Annotated in this window: 11 protein-coding genes; 8 read left to right on the top strand and 3 right to left on the bottom strand. The window is 60.3% G+C overall.

What is annotated here, in order from left to right:
* On the bottom strand, nt 1-195 hold a 195-nt coding region (locus tag A3AG_RS33480; protein ID WP_167332274.1), incomplete at its 3' end, for a helix-turn-helix domain-containing protein.
* A 597-nt stretch (nt 196-792) separates the two neighbouring features.
* Here A3AG_RS33480 and A3AG_RS0117205 point away from each other — a divergent pair.
* The 3 genes from A3AG_RS0117205 to A3AG_RS0117195 all read left to right on the top strand — a co-directional run bounded on the left by A3AG_RS0117205 (nt 793) and on the right by A3AG_RS0117195 (nt 3,395).
* Nucleotides 793-1,083 carry a hypothetical protein gene (locus A3AG_RS0117205; protein WP_018006627.1) on the top strand — a complete coding sequence of 97 codons (291 nt, stop codon included), beginning with the start codon at nt 793-795 and terminating at the stop codon, nt 1,081-1,083.
* Nucleotides 1,084-1,301: 218 nt separating this feature from the next.
* The gene (locus tag A3AG_RS0117200) at nt 1,302-2,489 is read left to right on the top strand and encodes a hypothetical protein (protein ID WP_018006626.1); all 1,188 of its coding nucleotides are present in this window, start codon (nt 1,302-1,304) and stop codon (nt 2,487-2,489) included.
* A 105-nt stretch (nt 2,490-2,594) separates the two neighbouring features.
* Nucleotides 2,595-3,395, top strand: a complete 801-nt coding sequence (locus A3AG_RS0117195; RefSeq protein ID WP_018006625.1) for a hypothetical protein — start codon at nt 2,595-2,597, stop codon at nt 3,393-3,395.
* A 1,156-nt stretch (nt 3,396-4,551) separates the two neighbouring features.
* Here A3AG_RS0117195 and A3AG_RS0117190 read toward each other — a convergent pair.
* The gene (locus A3AG_RS0117190; protein WP_157625335.1) at nt 4,552-6,348 is read right to left on the bottom strand and encodes a TIGR04141 family sporadically distributed protein; all 1,797 of its coding nucleotides are present in this window, start codon (nt 6,346-6,348) and stop codon (nt 4,552-4,554) included.
* 864 nt (nt 6,349-7,212) lie between these two features.
* Between A3AG_RS0117190 and A3AG_RS34010 the strand changes: the two genes are divergently transcribed.
* A complete protein-coding gene (locus tag A3AG_RS34010; RefSeq protein WP_081610744.1) occupies nt 7,213-7,878 on the top strand; it encodes a PIN domain-containing protein in 666 nt (221 codons plus the stop codon).
* 16 nt (nt 7,879-7,894) lie between these two features.
* Nucleotides 7,895-9,094 (top strand): phospholipase D family protein, encoded by a 1,200-nt coding sequence (locus A3AG_RS0117175; RefSeq protein ID WP_115678585.1) that lies wholly within the window; start codon nt 7,895-7,897, stop codon nt 9,092-9,094.
* 109 nt (nt 9,095-9,203) lie between these two features.
* On the opposite strand, the gene A3AG_RS0117170 is transcribed toward A3AG_RS0117175, so the two are convergent.
* Nucleotides 9,204-10,784: an isocitrate lyase gene (locus A3AG_RS0117170; RefSeq protein WP_018006619.1), complete on the bottom strand. Its 1,581-nt coding sequence runs from the start codon at nt 10,782-10,784 to the stop codon at nt 9,204-9,206.
* A 472-nt stretch (nt 10,785-11,256) separates the two neighbouring features.
* Here A3AG_RS0117170 and flhB point away from each other — a divergent pair, with 472 nt between their 5' ends.
* From flhB to flhF, 3 genes are read left to right on the top strand one after another with little or no spacing between them, the layout of a single operon-like run.
* Complete coding sequence (flhB, locus tag A3AG_RS0117165) at nt 11,257-12,399, top strand: flagellar biosynthesis protein FlhB (RefSeq protein WP_018006618.1); 1,143 nt, start codon at nt 11,257-11,259, stop codon at nt 12,397-12,399.
* Nucleotides 12,396-14,477, top strand: coding sequence for a flagellar biosynthesis protein FlhA (flhA, locus tag A3AG_RS0117160; RefSeq protein WP_018006617.1), 2,082 nt, complete (start codon nt 12,396-12,398; stop codon nt 14,475-14,477). Before flhB ends, flhA begins: the two co-directional genes overlap by 4 nt.
* Before the next feature lie 10 nt (nt 14,478-14,487).
* A complete protein-coding gene (gene flhF, locus A3AG_RS0117155) occupies nt 14,488-16,827 on the top strand; it encodes a flagellar biosynthesis GTPase FlhF (protein WP_018006616.1) in 2,340 nt (779 codons plus the stop codon).
* Nucleotide 16,828: the final 1 nt, after the last annotated feature.

Raw genomic sequence — 16,828 nt, 5'->3', positions numbered from 1 at the left:
TAGCACGCGCTCTTCGATGGCAGCTGGAGTTCGACCGGGAGAGCTATGTGGACGCCGAGTTCGGTCGTCCAGATCCTCTCGATTCAACCACTTATAACCGGTCTTCCGACTGATGCAGAAGCGGCGGCAAAGCTCCGCAATGTTGGCGTCCGCCTGGCGTGCCAGGCGGACGAACTCTTCTCTTTGCTGCTTCACGGTGGTTTGGCTCCAGGGCAACGTTATCCTCCCGCTGACTAAGCGGGAAAAGTGTTACCCATGTCCTGGCACACCTGTTACCTATGTCCCCGGTCTATACAGCCTGCGGGAGAGGGGCGGGGGAGAGGGCCGGCGCATCCACGAAGTCAACCGCATCAACACCTGCGGACCCCACCATCCCCGGCCATCCGACGATGATCGCTCTTTTAAGAGTTTGCCCATACTCGCCCTTGTTGCCCCTCTTCATACTGGGTTCGTCGCTGCGTCGTGGCGATCGGGTTTAGCAGCCCGGAGAGAGAGCCGAACGTTTGCCTTCTGGCGGTATCCTTACGTCCGCTGTGCCTGCGCACGCCCCTTCTTTGGGCGGGCCCTGGCAGGGGAGCCTTCGGGCTCGCCGGCTTTCGGCTCTTTCCCGGTCTGCTAACCCTGCCTTGCGCCCGCCCACCCCTATCAGCAACCGGGGAGCGGGACTGAACCTGTATGGATAAGGGGGCATTCCCATGCTTCATTTCTTACTTGCCCATTCTGGGCGATTGGCGATCTTCAGTACCTTCACAATGCAGCAGCTTGCGCGGGGCGCGTATGTGGAGGTGTGCCATGTATAGCCATAGTCATCACGGTATTACTGCCGAACACAATGGTGTCGACATGCTCGTCACCGCTCATAGCCCCGGGGAGAATCCGTTGAGTCTTGCGGTGCAACGGGCGGCGCAGCTTCATGGGCTATTGCTCATGGCTAGTGAGCATGGGGCTGTCAGTTTGGAGGCGGTGGATTTGGAGCAGGGGGTTTGGAAGAGTTTGCTCTCGCTGGCGGCCACGCTTGCGCATGAGACGCAGGTTTTGAGTGAGTTGGCGGTGGTGGAGGGGCAGGCGGTGGAGGTTGAGTGATGTTGGGTGGGGCAGTCGTGTAACCGGCTGTCCCCATCCTGAGAATTGGCGGTCGGCTACGCGAAGTTTCGTGACGTCTGATCGGGGTGTCGGCACATGGGATGGGTCGAAGACCCCACGGTAGTGGGATGCTGGGTGTCCGTCACCCTTGCCGGCTTTCGCTCATGTCATGATTCGGCCGAAGCGCCTAGGCACTCCGTATCCGCGAAACGACAACGATGACAGATCCGCTCTCCGACTTGCCCCAAGAATGGCCAGAATTCTTGGCCCCCGATGCTCCCGTCTCGGCCAGCAAGGCGGCGCCTCCCTTGGGCGAGCCATTGCTCGATTTTTCCGCGATGAGTGGCACCACCTTCGAGCAGTTCTGCTGGTGGTTACTCAGGAAGGACTATAGGCTGGCAGGCTGCAAGCGTCTTGGCGGAGAAGGGAAGGCACAAGGTGGCATCGACTTGTTTGCATTTGACGCGCAAGGAATTAGCAGGCTCAGCGTATTCGAGTGTAAGGCATGGAAAACGTTCGATCCAACGCGCCTGACCAAGGCCATCGATGCCTTCCTGCAAGGACCGTGGGCAGCTTCCACACGAACATTCACAATGATCGTGGCGCAGCAGGATATGGGTGGCGGTCAGTTGGCGCTTCGCTGGAAGACGGAGAAGGAGCGCTTGAAGCAGGCCGGTATCGAGGGCGATTTGTGGACAGCGCATACGCTGACACAGCGCGTTCAGAACTATCCGGACATATTGTCCAAGTTCTTTCCCTGGCACAGTATCGAGCTGTTTGCCAATCGGTGGATGGAACGGGTCTCCTTTTACGAGGTGGTGAGCAAGGCGTTCTTCGATCCGAGAGAGAGTGTGGCGCGCTGGGCCCGTGATCTGTTTGCTCAGATTGGCACATCAAGCCCAGAGCATCGAGCGGCTTTGCCAGGAGCGCAGAGCGATTCGGTCGAATCCGACGACGATGGGTATCTCGCTTCATCGCTAGAGATCGATGGGGTTTGTCGGCAAGTCAATCGACATGGAAACAGCTGGCATTTCAAGGGACCGTGGTTTTCGCTGAGTGCTGTCCTGCCAGATCGCCGGTTTGCACGCGCTTCGGCTGCCATCTCATTTGCACGGCCTGACTTGTCGGGGATCACGCTTACAGTGGATCACACGTGGCTGTTGAGGAAATTCCTGTTTGGTAGCAACGCGCCGCTGACGCCTACGTACCGGGGATTCATCGCAGGTGTGCTTCCTCAGAACGCTCAGCAGTACCTTGTTGACTTGCCGAACTGCCGCATTTTCTTTCAGGAGGAGGGCGCACGGGAAATTTCTCATGTCGCTGACCTGCTTACAAATGTCATGCGCGACGCGCTGGTTGAACTGGAAAAGGCTTGGTCCGCGGTGGATTTTCCGTTTGTCAAATGAGCGGGTAACAAAGTAGCGCTCGCCGCGATCGACAGAAGGGTATGGCAGGAAATAGGACGATTTGTTGAAGCGCATGACGTCGACAAAGGTGTCACGCCGTGGCACATGTTCGACGCCAATCGCAATGTATTGAAGCCCTATCATAAGCACAACACCGAAAATTTTGATGCCGGCTATCACGCCATTGTGTATGCGACGGAGATCGAAGAACTTTCCATAGGGAGTGAGGTGGTGTTGCTGTGGCAACCCGATGACCTGGAGCCACACCAGACATTCTCACGGCGCGGTGACTGGTCATGCGAGTATGCGCTGGAATGGTTGATGGGCTCGCTTGTCCCCGCAGTGAAGCAATGGGTTTATGAACGCGAATTCGGCAACGGTTGGAAGCGCCCATGGCGTGCGAAACAAGCACGCGTATTCGCCGAACATCTCGACAGACTCTTTGTTGTGCGTGATCTGCGCGAGCCGCCGCTGATGCGGGACGGCAAGTGGTGCACCAGCATTGTCAAAAGTGCGGAGGTCTTGCAGGTGTTCTTCCACGCGCGGGGTGAGCCCGCGCCGTTCATACGCAGGCATGAGATGGAAGGCCTGTATCGGGCCATCGCCATCGTGGCGCAAGGCGGACGTGGATACGTCGGATATGTCAGTTCAAAACTGCAACTTCGCCGCGAAATCGCCGATCACGCGGATTTGATCGACGCCATACACGAACACATCCGAGAAGGGCGAGTCGGGCTGAATAGTATCGTTGCCGACTGCGCGTTTCGCGCCATGCTGGAATTGCTAGGCGATAGCGATATGTGGCTCGCGGAATCGGACATAGCTGTCATCCGGGGCAGCATGGTGCCATTCGCAAGACTGCGCGACGACGCGATCTTGGTCGAGCGGCATACGAAGTGGTCTTGATGCGGATCGCTCCGCACCATCCGCAGCTGTTGGATTCCCCGGCACGCGTGGCCGTAACGAGGTCCTGTGGTCTTTCGCTAAAGATCGCCGGCACGGACCTCTTTGACTTAGAGCAAGGTCACGGCAGAGGACCTCCACCGGGGTATTGGCTGGTATTTCTGCTGCTGCTAAGTTCCCTCAATCGCAATTTCGACAACAGCGGTTCAGGATTTCCATAGGCCATTCGGCTTCTGCGGAATTGAAGGGGACATGAATGACCGAGGATGAGAATGGGAGCGCGTGGCATCAGCTTTCCGCTGAGGAGCGGCGTGCGTATAACCGGGGACGAATGCAGAAGCTTACTCGCAATCGTGAGCCCGCCCCAAGCGAGCCAGCACGTGACCCGATAAGTCCCATGCAGCATATACTGGCTCCGCTAAAGACAGCGCTTCCATTGAAAGTCTCGCGGCTGATCACCGCCCCGCCCTTGCGTGTTCACAAAGGCGCTGGTTTTCGCAACTTCGAAAGGGCTCATCCGGTTATTGCGAACTGGTGGAAGTCTTCAAAGGACAAGCTGGCGATGTCATTGCGAGCGGCGTGTATGCAATACGGGGGCTCGCTGACGCCAAAGCAATTAGCGTTTGCTTACAAGCTCGCAAAGAAGGATGCTGTCCGGAAAGCATCGAAGCGTGGGAGAGCGTCTCGCCTCGAGGGCACCGCAGAAGACGTTGAACCGTCGTCGGACGAGACGGATTCGTAGAGGTACTCCATCGGTGAACCAGCCGCGCATATTCCGCGTTGGAATATGCGGCGATGTCATGCCCGACTCGAAGCAAGTTATCGTTGGCCGTCGGATTCAGTGTAGCAATTCTGCCAGTGGCCGCTGGCGCACCCATAGCTGCCGTCGACTTCTCCTTAGCCAACGCCCCGAGGGCTTGTCCTCTATGACGTGCAGGAAACCGGTCGCATCGGCATTTAAAGCTCCGTCGGACGCTATGCGAAAAAGCGTCATGATCGTGGTATCGGGAATTTGGGGGAACGGTGCTCCTCCAACCGATGCGACACGATCCCTAGGCCAAGCGGTGCACACCATCCTGTACCCATGAAATACCGAAAAACTTGTGGCGCCCCGCCATTGCTACCAAGTTGGCCTGTCTGAATGAGCGTACGCCTACGGCTAAATCGCACTGGGACGGGGCCGAGTTGAACGTGGCCTACCTGACTTTTTAGTACCCTTGTTTGCGGACTTCTTCTTTGCGGCTCTCGCTGCCATCGTCCCAAGATGGACCGAAGATTCCGGGATATGCATGAGACTGACGGAATACCCAAAAGCTGAGATTGATTTGCCGCAGTTCTGCAACGTCACCTTGCTAAAGAAAGGAATGTCAAGTGGGCTGCCAGCCGGACCGTCGATGATTGCGTAGACAACTTCGTTACCATGCGCCGAGAACTTGTTTGGCAGAAGTGCCAATGAGAGATCCGTCAATTGTTTATTCACCTCTGCCACAAAGTTGCTTTCCCTTACCAGCAGAGTAGCTGCCACTAGCCCTTGCGCGAAAAGATGACTCAAAGTTGCAGAGCTGCGCCCTCGCTTTACGTGAATGAACTGGATGCCTTTAGAGTCCCCACCTGTTGGGACCTTGAGGATGTCACACACTTCAATCTTGTCATATGTTCCCCCGAATCGAACGAGCCGTCGGTCGAGCATTCCATGGGTGCGAGGGCTTGCAGCGCAGACCGCTTCGTTATACGCACCTTCGCCAGGGTGCTCGTATTGCATGAACGGAGGCGCAAACGTTTTTCGGGGCAAGGAGGTAAAGTACTTCTCGACGGCGCGCTGGAAGCTGGCTTCAACCCTGAACCAAGTACCGACATGGAGGATGAAGAGATCGAGATTGTCTTTCACCTCGGCATAGATGCACTTGAATGCGCTAAATCGCTGGGCGGGAACCCCGCTGGCCATGAGCATGAAGATCTCTCTCTTTTTCACGGTCTCAAGTGTGGCGTCCTTGCGCAGAGTCGTCACAAATTTTGCCAGATCGAGATGCTCCTCGATGGCCGCGTCTTCCGACGTCGTATAGCGAAAGCCGGTTACCTGACTCCAGTCAACAATGTCGGGTACCGCGAGCCACATATTATCCAATTTTCGTGAACGCAGTCGATCCCAGACGTTCATATCTAACTTGTCGATGAGCGTTTTGTCCTTTATGGGTAATAGGTTCTCGACCCACGCGAATTGGCTGATGTTGCCCTGCGAGTCTGGTGCAAGATAGTCCTTTGACTCGGATCGTTCCAGTGCAACTCTGAGGAGGTCTGGCAGATCGGAAAGTTCAATAGGTAACGAAGTCTTGAATGAATCAATGCCGGCCACCACTCCGCCAAGGTGCCCCTCGTACTCTGGTTTGGTGAAGCCCACAAGCCCGCGCAAGAGGTCCTGCTCGGGACTTATCATAAAGTCCGATACTGAGGAGGCTTTGACTGTCTGAACTCGGCTGATTTTTGGTGATGCGTCGAAGGTCTGACGGTCAATAGAGGCGACCTTCTCAGGGGAAATGCTGTTCAGAACCACTCGAATTCCAAAACGGTCCTCGATTATCCGCGGTTCGATCATAAACCGGCCATGTCCAAATGCGAGGGCGAACTGCCGGTCATTCTGCTCAAGAACCAGGATGGCCGAGACGCTTCGGTTCTTCAATATGGTGAGCGGGGCAGTATCTTCGAGTCCCTTTTCAACGAACTCGAGCCACTCGGGCGCTATTTCCCTGATCGGCTTTCTTACATAAAGAATACCGAGTTCGCCACTCGATCCGAGTGGATAGTCGTCAGTTTCTATCTGTATGGCTTTGCCGGAACCATTGATCGGGCTAGCGAGGAGCTCTTTCTTCGACCAAATCCCCTTAGATTCTGGATCAGGGTTTACCTTGAGAAGATAAACATTCAGTGCGATCCGCTTTTTACCAGTTTTTTCTGCCACGGCGACCTCAATGAAAGCGGACTCCTTGTGGAATCGGATTTAAAAGGTTTTTAATTTAATAACAGCTGGGGTAGTGCGACGAGTGAGCGCGATGCAACGAACGCGAAGAGTGCGATTTGTGGTACGCCATGCGGGGACTCTTGCTCATCGGCTGCACGCTTCAATACAAAGTTGAAGGCGTCTGAGGCGAATCTGTACTGCGATGACCTCTAGCGACTTAGCGTCGATCGAAGTGGTCGACGAGCTAGCAACGGAATGGGTTCGCTCCGGGGCTGGTAGCGGCGCTGTATTGCCGGTATGCGCAGCGAATCCCGCTGCGACAGCAGCAAAAGCTTTCCAAAAACGTTTCATAATTCCTCTCCGAAGCCTCTTGATTTAACGGGACGACATCAGTGGAAAAAGACGCACCATCACTGTGAGGATCTAGCCACAGGGCTATCGGTTGATTAAAATTTCCAGTTTACGCCCTGTAAATAAGTGTAACCATCGAACAAGCTTTCTGCGCCACCCAAATGGGTGATGTCTTTGTGTGGTCGTCCGCACGTCAGGAGATTGGCGCGATAGGTGGATATAGCGTCGCATTAACGGGCAAGGCATGAAATTCGACGTTTGCGGAAGCCCGTAGGCAAATGCGAAAGATTCGCATTGCAGTTCATTGCGAGACCGCGTTGGGAAATGGTCATGTTCGCGGGCGTATTGAAGCGGGATGTTGTTCCTAGCGGTCCTCACGAATTCAGTCAAGGCATACATGAAGACGGTGACTGAGTGCAGGCTCTCGATTCAAGCGTGAGCCGGAGTCATCTGCAAGTATGATCTCCTGCCAGAAGGCTAGCGCTATCAAATTGTCAAAGAAGCCAAGCGTAAATGAAGAATAAAAAGCTACTGCTCGTTGATTTGGAGAACAAGCACAAGGTTGACTTGTCGTCTTTAGATGACAGCTTTAGGGCCATCATCTTCATCGGCGCGAGTCAGAATCCACCCAAGATCTCCAGGAAGCCGGCGACAGCCCATAGGTTCAGCCGCGTGGATTTCCTGAAAATTTCCGGGAATGGGAAGAATGCCTTGGACTTCCACATTGCTTTTGAGCTTGGCAGGACCTTTGAGAAAGCTCCAGATACCGAATGCTTTGTGCTCAGTGGTGACAAGGGCTTTGATCCACTCCTGAACCATCTCAACAGCAGCGGCATGAGTTGCCGTAGGGTGGAGAGCATTGCTGAAATTGTCCCCACCGCTGTCGCGCGCGCCGTTATCCCTGGCGTTGTCGTCTGTCCTTACTGCAAGGCGGCTAGTACGATTGAACATCATGGAGGCCACTGGTGTTCAAACTGCGGAAGGTTTGCCACGCCACCGGATCCCCAGACGCTGCCCTCCAATCAGAAGGGCTATAGAGAAGTGGAAATAGACCGTTATGAAGATAGTGGCATCTACTCGATGTGTGCCTGGTGCTATCAGAGAACCGATATGACAGGTGGCATCTACGGTGACGGTGAATGGATGTGTGGCGAATGTGTTGCTCGCTACGCAAGGTAGAAAAATTGAGGGACAGATGAAGCTCATTAGCACGAATGCGGAACTAAGCAAGCAACTGAAACGGCTTGTAGAGGGTTATCCCTCTATCGCCATTGCAACAGCGTGGGCGTCGGCTGAAACAGAAGTTTTTAAATCGCTGGTACGGCACGAACAGAAGATTGTCCAAGCGGTCATTGGCACACACTTCTACCAAACGCATCCTGATGTTCTCGATGAATTCGTAGGATCGCGGAAAGTGAAATTTATGCTTCAGCCTGACGGGGTGTTTCACCCCAAGGTCTACCTATTCTGGAGTAGCGAGGCCTGGGAGGTTGTCATCGGCAGTCCGAACCTTACTGTCGGAGCACTAACAAAGAATTCCGAGCTTTCGATTCTTATCACCAGTCGAGATGGTCAATCCAAATTGAAACAGGAGATTGCTGATGCCATTTCGCAACATTGGAGCGAAGCCCAGACCATCCGCCAAAGTGAGGCTGAAAGCTATCGCAAGCTATGGAAGCTAAAGGCACGTGAGTTGAAGAAGGTCGCTGACATCTATGGAGACAGGGGGGCGAAGAAGCCAGCAGTCCAGTCCAAAGTGATGTCAATGGAATGGAAGGATTACCTCGCCGAAGTCAAGAAGGACAAGTATCACGGATTCGAGGAGAGGCTTGCCTTAATCAAAGAGATTCGGGCGTACTTTCAGACTTACAAACATTTCAATGACATGAGTCTCGAAGTGCGAAAAGGGATCGCTGGGCTACCTAGTAAGGTGAAGGCAATCAAGCATTCTGCATGGTTTGGCAGCATGAAAGGGGCAGGTACCTTTGCCGGGCGGATCAGTTCCGGGGATGAAGCCTACTCGCGTGGCCTTGATAAGATTCCGCTGGAAGGGAAAGTCAGCAAGAAGCAGTACGAAGAGTATATTGAGGAGTATTTGAAAGCATATACGAACGGCGGTGATGGTCTTGCAACGGCGACGCGGCTGCTCGCAATGAAACGCCCCGATGTCTTCCTGTGCGTCGACGCTCAGAACAAGCGAAAACTAGCCGAGGACGTTGGCATTGTGAAATCTAGTCAGCTTGACTATGAACGGTACTGGGAGGAGGTAGTTGTTCGCATTATGCAGTCGCCCTGGTGGCAATCCCCGGAGCCTTCAAATGGTCTAGAGAGGGAAGCTTGGCGCGCCCGTGCGGCTATGTTGGATGCGATCTTTTATGAAGAAAAGGCGAAGTAAGCATGAGCAACAATTTCGGGCTCGGGACTAGTCGCTCTGAGTGCGCCTAGCCACAAAAAAACGCCAACCCTCACGGGTTGGCGTTCTGCTTCAAAGTGCCCCACCAGAATCAAAACTGATTCATAGTATTGTCCTTCCCCGCCGCCTTCAGCGCCGCTTCGCCGCTGAAATACTCCTTGTGGTCATCACCAATGTCGGAGCCCGACATGTTCTGGTGCTTGACGCAAGCGATACCCTGACGGATTTCCTTCCGCTGCACCCCAGCCACATAACCCAGCATGCCTTGGTCACCGAAGTACTCTTTAGCCAGATTGTCAGTCGACAGCGCAGCCGTGTGATACGTCGGCAGCGTAATCAGGTGATGGAAGATGCCGGCTTCACGCGACGCATCAGCCTGGAACGTACGAATCTTCTCGTCCGCCAGCTTGGCCAGTTCGCTGTCGTCATATTCCACGCTCATCAATTGGGCGCGATCGTAGGCCGAAACATCCTTGCCCGCTTCCTTCATCGCGTCATACGCCTGCTGGCGGAAATTCAGCGTCCAGTTGAACGACGGGCTGTTGTTGTACACCAGCTTGGCGTTCGGGATGACCTTGCGGATTTCGTTGACCATGCCGGCGATCTGGGCGATGTGCGGCTTTTCGGTTTCGATCCACAGCAGGTCGGCGCCGTTCTGCAGCGCGGTCACGCAGTCCAGCACGCAGCGGGCTTCACCCGTGCCGGCGCGGAACTGGAACAGGTTGCTGGGCAGGCGCTTCGGGCGCAGCAGCTTGCCGTCGCGCTTGATGATGACGTCGCCATTGCCCAGCTGGTCGGCCGACAGTTCTTCGCAATCCAGGAACGAGTTGTACTGGTCGCCCAGGTCGCCCGGCTGGCGGGTCACGGCGATCTGCTTGGTCAGGCCGGCGCCCAGCGAGTCGGTGCGGGCGACGATGATGCCGTCGTCCACGCCCAGTTCCAGGAAGGCGTAGCGGATGGCGCGGATCTTGGCCAGGAAGTCCTCGTGCGGCACGGTGACCTTGCCGTCCTGGTGGCCGCATTGCTTCTCATCGGACACCTGGTTTTCGATCTGGATGCAGCAGGCGCCGGCTTCGATGAATTGCTTGGCCAGCAGGTAGGTCGCTTCGGCGTTGCCGAAACCGGCGTCGATGTCGGCGATGATAGGCACCACGTGGGTGACGTGGTTGTCGATCTTCTGCTGGATCGCGGCCTTTTCGGCGCCGGTGGCGGCGTCGAGCTGGCGGAACAGGCCGCCCAGTTCACGGGCGTCGGCCTGGCGCAGGAAGGTGTACAGCTCGCGGATCAGCGCGCTGACCGAAGTCTTCTCGTGCATCGACTGGTCCGGCAGCGGGCCGAACTCGGAGCGCAGCGCGGCGACCATCCAGCCGGACAGGTACAGGTAGCGGCGCTCGGTGCTGTTGAAGTGCTTCTTGATGGAAATCATCTTCTGCTGGCCGATAAAGCCGTGCCAGCAGCCCAGCGACTGGGTGTACTTCGACGGGTCCGCGTCATAGGCGGCCATGTCGGCGCGCATGATCTTGGCGGTGTACTTGGCGATGTCCAGGCCCGTCTTGAACTTGTTCTGCGCGCGCATGCGGGCAGCGTACTCGGGGTTGATGGCATTCCAGGCGCTGCCCTGGGTTTCTTTCAAAGCAGCCACTGCCTTGATGTCGTCTTGATACTGGGCCATGTCAGTTTCCTAAGATAAGGCGCGTTTGAGAAAAATCGTTTGGCGTGCCGACCGTGGGTCGAAGCAAACAGCGTGAACTCATTGTAGGGGGATCCGGCTCCGTTGCGGCTATGTCTTATATAAGACATAAGACTTTGTTTTTCCTTGTATTTCAATGAGATAGGTGTTAATTTTCATGATACGGAACGTTTTTTCGCAGAACGAAAGCGGATGCGGCGCTGCGCAACGCGGAAATCCCACGATGTGAAACGCGCTTTCAGTCAGCGGGCAAAGGTCGCTTCCGCGCACCGCGGGTCGGCGGCTTCGTCACTTTCCCGCTAAAGACTTCTGACCCCTGCGCCGTTAACCCCAACAGTCCCTCATTTCCCAAACAGCACCCAATTCCCCCGCCTTTTCGCGCGAATGGGAATCCCACCCCGCTTCGATAATCCCCGCTGACGAATAGCGGCCTGCCGCTTCGCACGGAGCGTGGATGTCCGAAGAAAGCGATCTCGAGAAAACCGAACCCGCCTCACCCCGGCGCCTGGAAAAGGCGCGCGAGGAGGGGCAGGTGGTGCGTTCGCGCGAGCTGGCCACGTTCGTGATGCTGATTGCCGGCGTGACCGGCCTGTGGACGCTGGGCGGGCACCTGGGCCGCAGCCTGAACCAGGTGATGCAGGGCGCGTTGCGCTTTGAGCCGGCCACGGCGTTCGATCCGTCGCGCATGCTGTCGCGCTTTGCGCTGATGGTGTGGGACAGCCTGCTGGCCTTCCTGCCGTTGCTGCTGCTGTTCGGCGTGGCGGCGCTGGCCGCGCCGCTGCTGCTGGGCGGCTGGGTGTTCTCGGCCAAGTCGTTTGCGCCGCAGTTGTCGCGGCTGTCGCCGATTGCGGGGCTGGGGCGGATGTTCTCCGCGCATTCGCTGGTGGAGCTGCTCAAGGCCGTGGCCAAGTCGCTGCTGGTGGGCGCGGTCGGCGCCTGGGTGTTGTGGCGCCGTTTGCCCGAGGCCATCGCGCTGATGAATGCGCCGGTGCAGGAGGCGCTGCTGCACATGGTGGACCTGGTGATGTTCTGCTGCCTGGTGGTGTCGCTGTCGCTGCTGGTGGTGGCGGCCATCGACGTGCCGTGGCAGTACTGGGAGTTCTTCAAGAAGCTGCGCATGACCAAGGAAGAGGTCAAGCAGGAATTCAAGGAGAGCGAGGGCGACCCTCATATCAAGAACCGCATCCGCCAGCAGCAGCGCGCCATGGCGCGTCGCCGCATGATGACGGAGGTGCCCAAGGCCGATGTGGTGGTGACCAATCCCACCCACTTTGCGGTGGCGCTGCGCTATGAGGAAGGGCGCATGGGCGCGCCGCGTGTGGTGGCCAAGGGCACCGGCGAGGTCGCCGCGCGCATCCGCGCGCTGGCGGCCGAGCACCGTGTGCCGCTGATGTCGGCGCCGCCGCTGGCGCGCGCGCTGCATCGCCATGTCGAGCTGGGCCAGGAAATCCCGGCCGGCCTCTATACCGCCGTGGCCGAAGTGCTGGCCTGGGTCTATCAACTGAAGCACTGGCACTACTCGCAGGGCCCGCAGCCGCAGGCGCCGGCGGACCTGCACGTGCCCGATGAACTCGCCGTACCGGAAATGCGCGAATGAATGCTCTGAGCAACCTCTTCAACCTGCCCGGCCTGCGCTCCGCCGGCCAGCTCAAGGCCATGACCGGGCCGCTGCTGATCATCATGATCCTGGGGATGATGATCCTGCCGCTGCCGGCCTTTGTGCTGGACCTGCTGTTTACGTTCAATATCGCGCTGGCGATCATGGTGCTGCTGGTCAGCATGTACACGCAGAAGCCGCTGGATTTCGCGGCGTTCCCGGCGGTGCTGCTGTTCACCACGCTGCTGCGGCTGTCGCTGAACGTGGCCTCGACGCGCGTGGTGCTGCTGGAAGGCCATACCGGCCCGGACGCGGCCGGCAAGGTGGTGGAGGCCTTCGGCCACTTCCTGGTGGGCGGCAACTTTGCCGTGGGTATCGTGGTGTTCGCCATCCTGGTGGTGATCAACTTCATGGTGATCACCAAGGGCGCGGGGCGGATTGCGGAGGTCGGCGCGCGCTTCATGCTGGATTCGATGCCGGGCAAGCAGATGTCGATCGATGCTGACCTGAACGCCGGCCTGATCGACGAAGCCGCCGCCAAGAAGCGCCGCGCGGAAGTGGCGCAGGAATCGGACTTCTACGGCGCCATGGACGGTGCCAGCAAGTTCGTGCGCGGCGATGCGGTGGCGGGCCTGCTGATCATGTTTATCAACGTGGCCGCGGGCATGGTGGTGGGCATGGTCCAGCATGACCTGGACTTCGGTACCGCCGTGCACAACTACACGCTGCTGACCATCGGCGATGGCCTGGTGGCGCAGATTCCGGCGCTGGTGATCTCCACCGCGGCCGGCGTGATCGTGTCGCGCGTGTCGAACGAGCAGGACGTGGGCGAGCAGCTGACCGGCCAGCTCTTCGCCAACCCGCGCGTGCTGTACCTGACCGCGGGCATCATCGGCCTGATGGGCATCATCCCGGGCATGCCGCATTTTGCCTTCCTGCTGCTGGCGGGCGCGCTGGTATGGATGGGCCGCTATATCGCGCGCCGCGCGGCGACGCAGGCGCAGAGCAAACAGCGCGAAGAGCGCACCCCGGCGGTGGCACAGGAATCGACCGAAGCCAGCTGGGACGACGTCACGCTGGTGGACCCGCTCGGCATGGAAGTGGGCTACCGCCTGATCACGCTGGTGGACCGCGCGCAGGACGGCGAGCTGCTGGGCCGCATCAAGAGCATCCGCAAGAAGGTGGCGCAGGAGATCGGCTTCCTGGTCCCGGTGGTGCATATCCGCGACAACCTGGAACTGAAGCCCAACGCCTACCGCATCACGCTCAAGGGCGTGGAGATCGGCCGTGGCGAGGCCATGCCGGGCCAGTGGATGGCGATCAACCCGGGCCAGGTCAGCGGCACGCTGCCGGGCGCGGCCACGCGCGATCCCGCCTTCGGCCTGCCGGCGGTGTGGATCGATGCCGGCATCAAGGAGCAGGCGCAGGCGTACGGCTACACCGTGGTCGATGCCAGCACCGTGGTGGCCACGCACCTGAACCACCTGATCCACATGCACGCGGCCGAACTGCTGGGCCGCCAGGAAGTGCAGGCGCTGCTGGACCGCATCGCCAAGGAGTCGCCCAAGCTGACCGAAGACCTGGTGCCGAAGACGATCTCGCTGACCGCGCTGCAGAAGATCCTGCAGAACCTGCTGGACGAAGGCGTGCCGATCCGCGACATGCGCACCATCCTCGATGTGGTGGCCGAGCACGCGCCCAAGATCAGCGACCCCAACGAGCTGACTGCGATGGTCCGCGTGGCGCTGGGCCGCGCCATCACGCAGCAGCTGTTCCCGAACAATGCCGACCTGCAGGTGATCGGCCTCGACGCCGGCCTGGAGCGCGTGCTGTCGCAGGCGCTGACCAACGGCGGCGGCATCGAGCCGGGCCTGGCCGACGCGCTGCTGCAGCAGACCCAGGGCGCGGTTACGCGTCAGGAGCAGATGGGCATGGACCCGGTGCTGCTGGTGCCGTCGCAGCTGCGTCCGCTGATGGCGCGCTTCCTGCGCCGGACCATGCCGCAACTGCGGGTGCTGTCGCACGCCGAGGTGCCGGACAACCGCAATATCCGCATCACCGCCATGATCGGCGCGTGAGGAGTCAACGATGAGCGTAGCCAAGTTTGTCGCGGCCAACGGCCGCGAAGCCATGCGCCAGGTGCGCGAAGCCATGGGCCCTGACGCCGTGGTGCTGTCCAACCGCACCGTTGAGGGCGGCGTGGAGATCGTCGCCATGCGCGATACCGATCTGGGCAGCGTGTCGGCCAGCGCGCAGGTGTATGTGCCGCCGGCACCGGCGCAGGTACCGGCACCCGAGCCCGCCGCCATCGGCGACCTGCGCGGCGAGCTGCAATCGATGCGGGCCATGCTGGAACGCCAGCTGGCCGGCATCGGCGCGGCGCCGGGCGTGGCCCCGAGCGCGGCGGCGCACGGCGTGGCCGCGAGCGACCCGCTGCGCGAATCGCTGTTCGAATGGATGGTGGGCGCCGGCTTCTCCGGGCAGCTGGCGCGCACGCTGCTGGCGCGGCTGCCGCTGGGCTATGACCGGCCCGCGGCCATGGGCTGGATTCGCGGCGAGCTGGCCAGCAAGCTGCCGGTGCTGGGCGACGAAGACCACCTGTTCGCGCAGGGCGGCGTGCTGGCGCTGGTGGGCCCCACCGGCGTGGGCAAGACCACCACCACGGCCAAGCTGGCCGCGCGCTACGTGCTGCGCAACGGCGCCGACAAGCTGGCGTTGCTGACCACCGACAGCTTCCGGATCGGCGCGCATGAGCAGCTGCGCATCTATGGCGACATCCTCGGCGTGCCGGTGCATGCCGTGAAAGACGCCGCAGACCTGCGCTTCGCGCTGGCGGCGATGAAGGACAAGCACCTGGTCATCATCGACACCGTTGGCATGAGCCAGCGCGACCGCAGCCTGTCGGAACAGATCGCGATGCTGGCCGGCGTGCCCGCACCGGTGCAGCGCGTGCTGCTGCTCAACGGCGCCAGCCATGGCGATACGCTCAATGAGGTGGTGCACGCCTACCGCCATGACGCCGCGCCGGATGGCGGCGGCATCGACGGCTGCATCATCAGCAAGCTGGATGAAGCCACGCATCTGGGATCGGTGCTGGACGTGGTGATCCGCCACCGGCTGCCGGTGTTCTATGCCTCCACCGGGCAGCGCGTGCCCGAGCACCTGGAACTGGCCAACAGCGCAGCGCTGGTCGAGCGCGCCTTCCTGACGCCGCGACGCGGCTCGGTGTTTGCCGATGCCGAAGCGGCGCGCCGTGCCGCCGCCGGTGCGGGTGAAGAGACCACCGCGCGCGGTGGCGCCACCGACGTGCTGCGCTCGCTGACCGATAGCGCCGACGCGCTCGGCCAGTGCGTGGCCGAACTCAACGGCGCGGGCCTGGGCTTCGACCTGGCCCGCTCGCTGTGGCAGCAGCGCGGCGCCGGCGCGCCGGCCCTGCGCGCGATGTCGCAGCAGGTGCGCGAAGCGGTGTGCCGTGACGTGACGCGCCAGTGCGACCAGTACGTGCTGGCGGTCGCCGCCACGCTGCAGGTGGCCGTGCCGGGGCGCCGCTCGCCCCAGCCGATCCAGCACACGCTGTGGCTGGCCGACCGCAACGGCATGCCGCTGGCCGCCGCCGTCACGCCCACTGGCCGTGCCGGCCAGCCGCTGGGCGAAGCCGAAGCCGATGCCGCCAACCTGCGTGCCGCGATGAGCGCCGCGCGCAAGGTCGTCAACCTGGTCGACGCGCTGCCGTCCGCCTCCGCGCTGGCGCGCTGGCAGCAGGCCGGCGAGCGCTGGGTGGCCAGCGCGCGCAAGACCGCGCGCGTGGTCAGCGCCGGCACCGCGTGGAAGCTGGATGCACTGGCGGATACGCTGACCTTCCATGCCGTCGGCGAAGACACCGTGCGCGAGCGCGATGCCGTGCGCTGGCTGGCAACCGCCGAGGTGCGCGTGCCGGACAGCCCGGTGCGCGGCAAGGGCACGCCCGAAGGCGGCATCGACGCCTGCCTGGTGGTGGCCCGCCTGGCCGATCGCGCCACCGGCGAGCTGCTCGATACGCGCTACCTGCTGTGCGACCCGGCCCTGGCGCAGGATGCCGTGCAGGTGGCGCGCTGGGCCTTGTGGACCGACGCGGCCGAGACCGGCCTGCGCACGCTGCGCCATGCCATCGACCATTTCGCGCAGGACGCGCGGGATGCGCACGATGCCGGCGCGGTGGCCGCGCTGCAGCTGGGCTTGTCGGTGCTGCGCCTGGAACATGCGCCGACCGCGGCCGCGCCCGCGTTCCTGGCGCGCCTGGCCGGCCGTACGGTGCGCCCCGGCGCGCCGGTGCCGGGCACCGTGCTCAATGAAGGCATGGGCCGCATGCTGGCGCTGCTCGACGTGCTGGAAAACTATCCGGGCCGCGGCAACGCCGCGCCTGCTGCCGCCGCGGAGGCCCTGCAGTGAG

The organism is Cupriavidus neocaledonicus, from assembly GCF_000372525.1.
Taxonomy (GTDB): Bacteria; Pseudomonadota; Gammaproteobacteria; order Burkholderiales; family Burkholderiaceae; genus Cupriavidus; species Cupriavidus neocaledonicus.
Note: the sequence above shows the minus strand (reverse complement) of the source record. Positions and strands in the feature narration are given on the sequence as shown.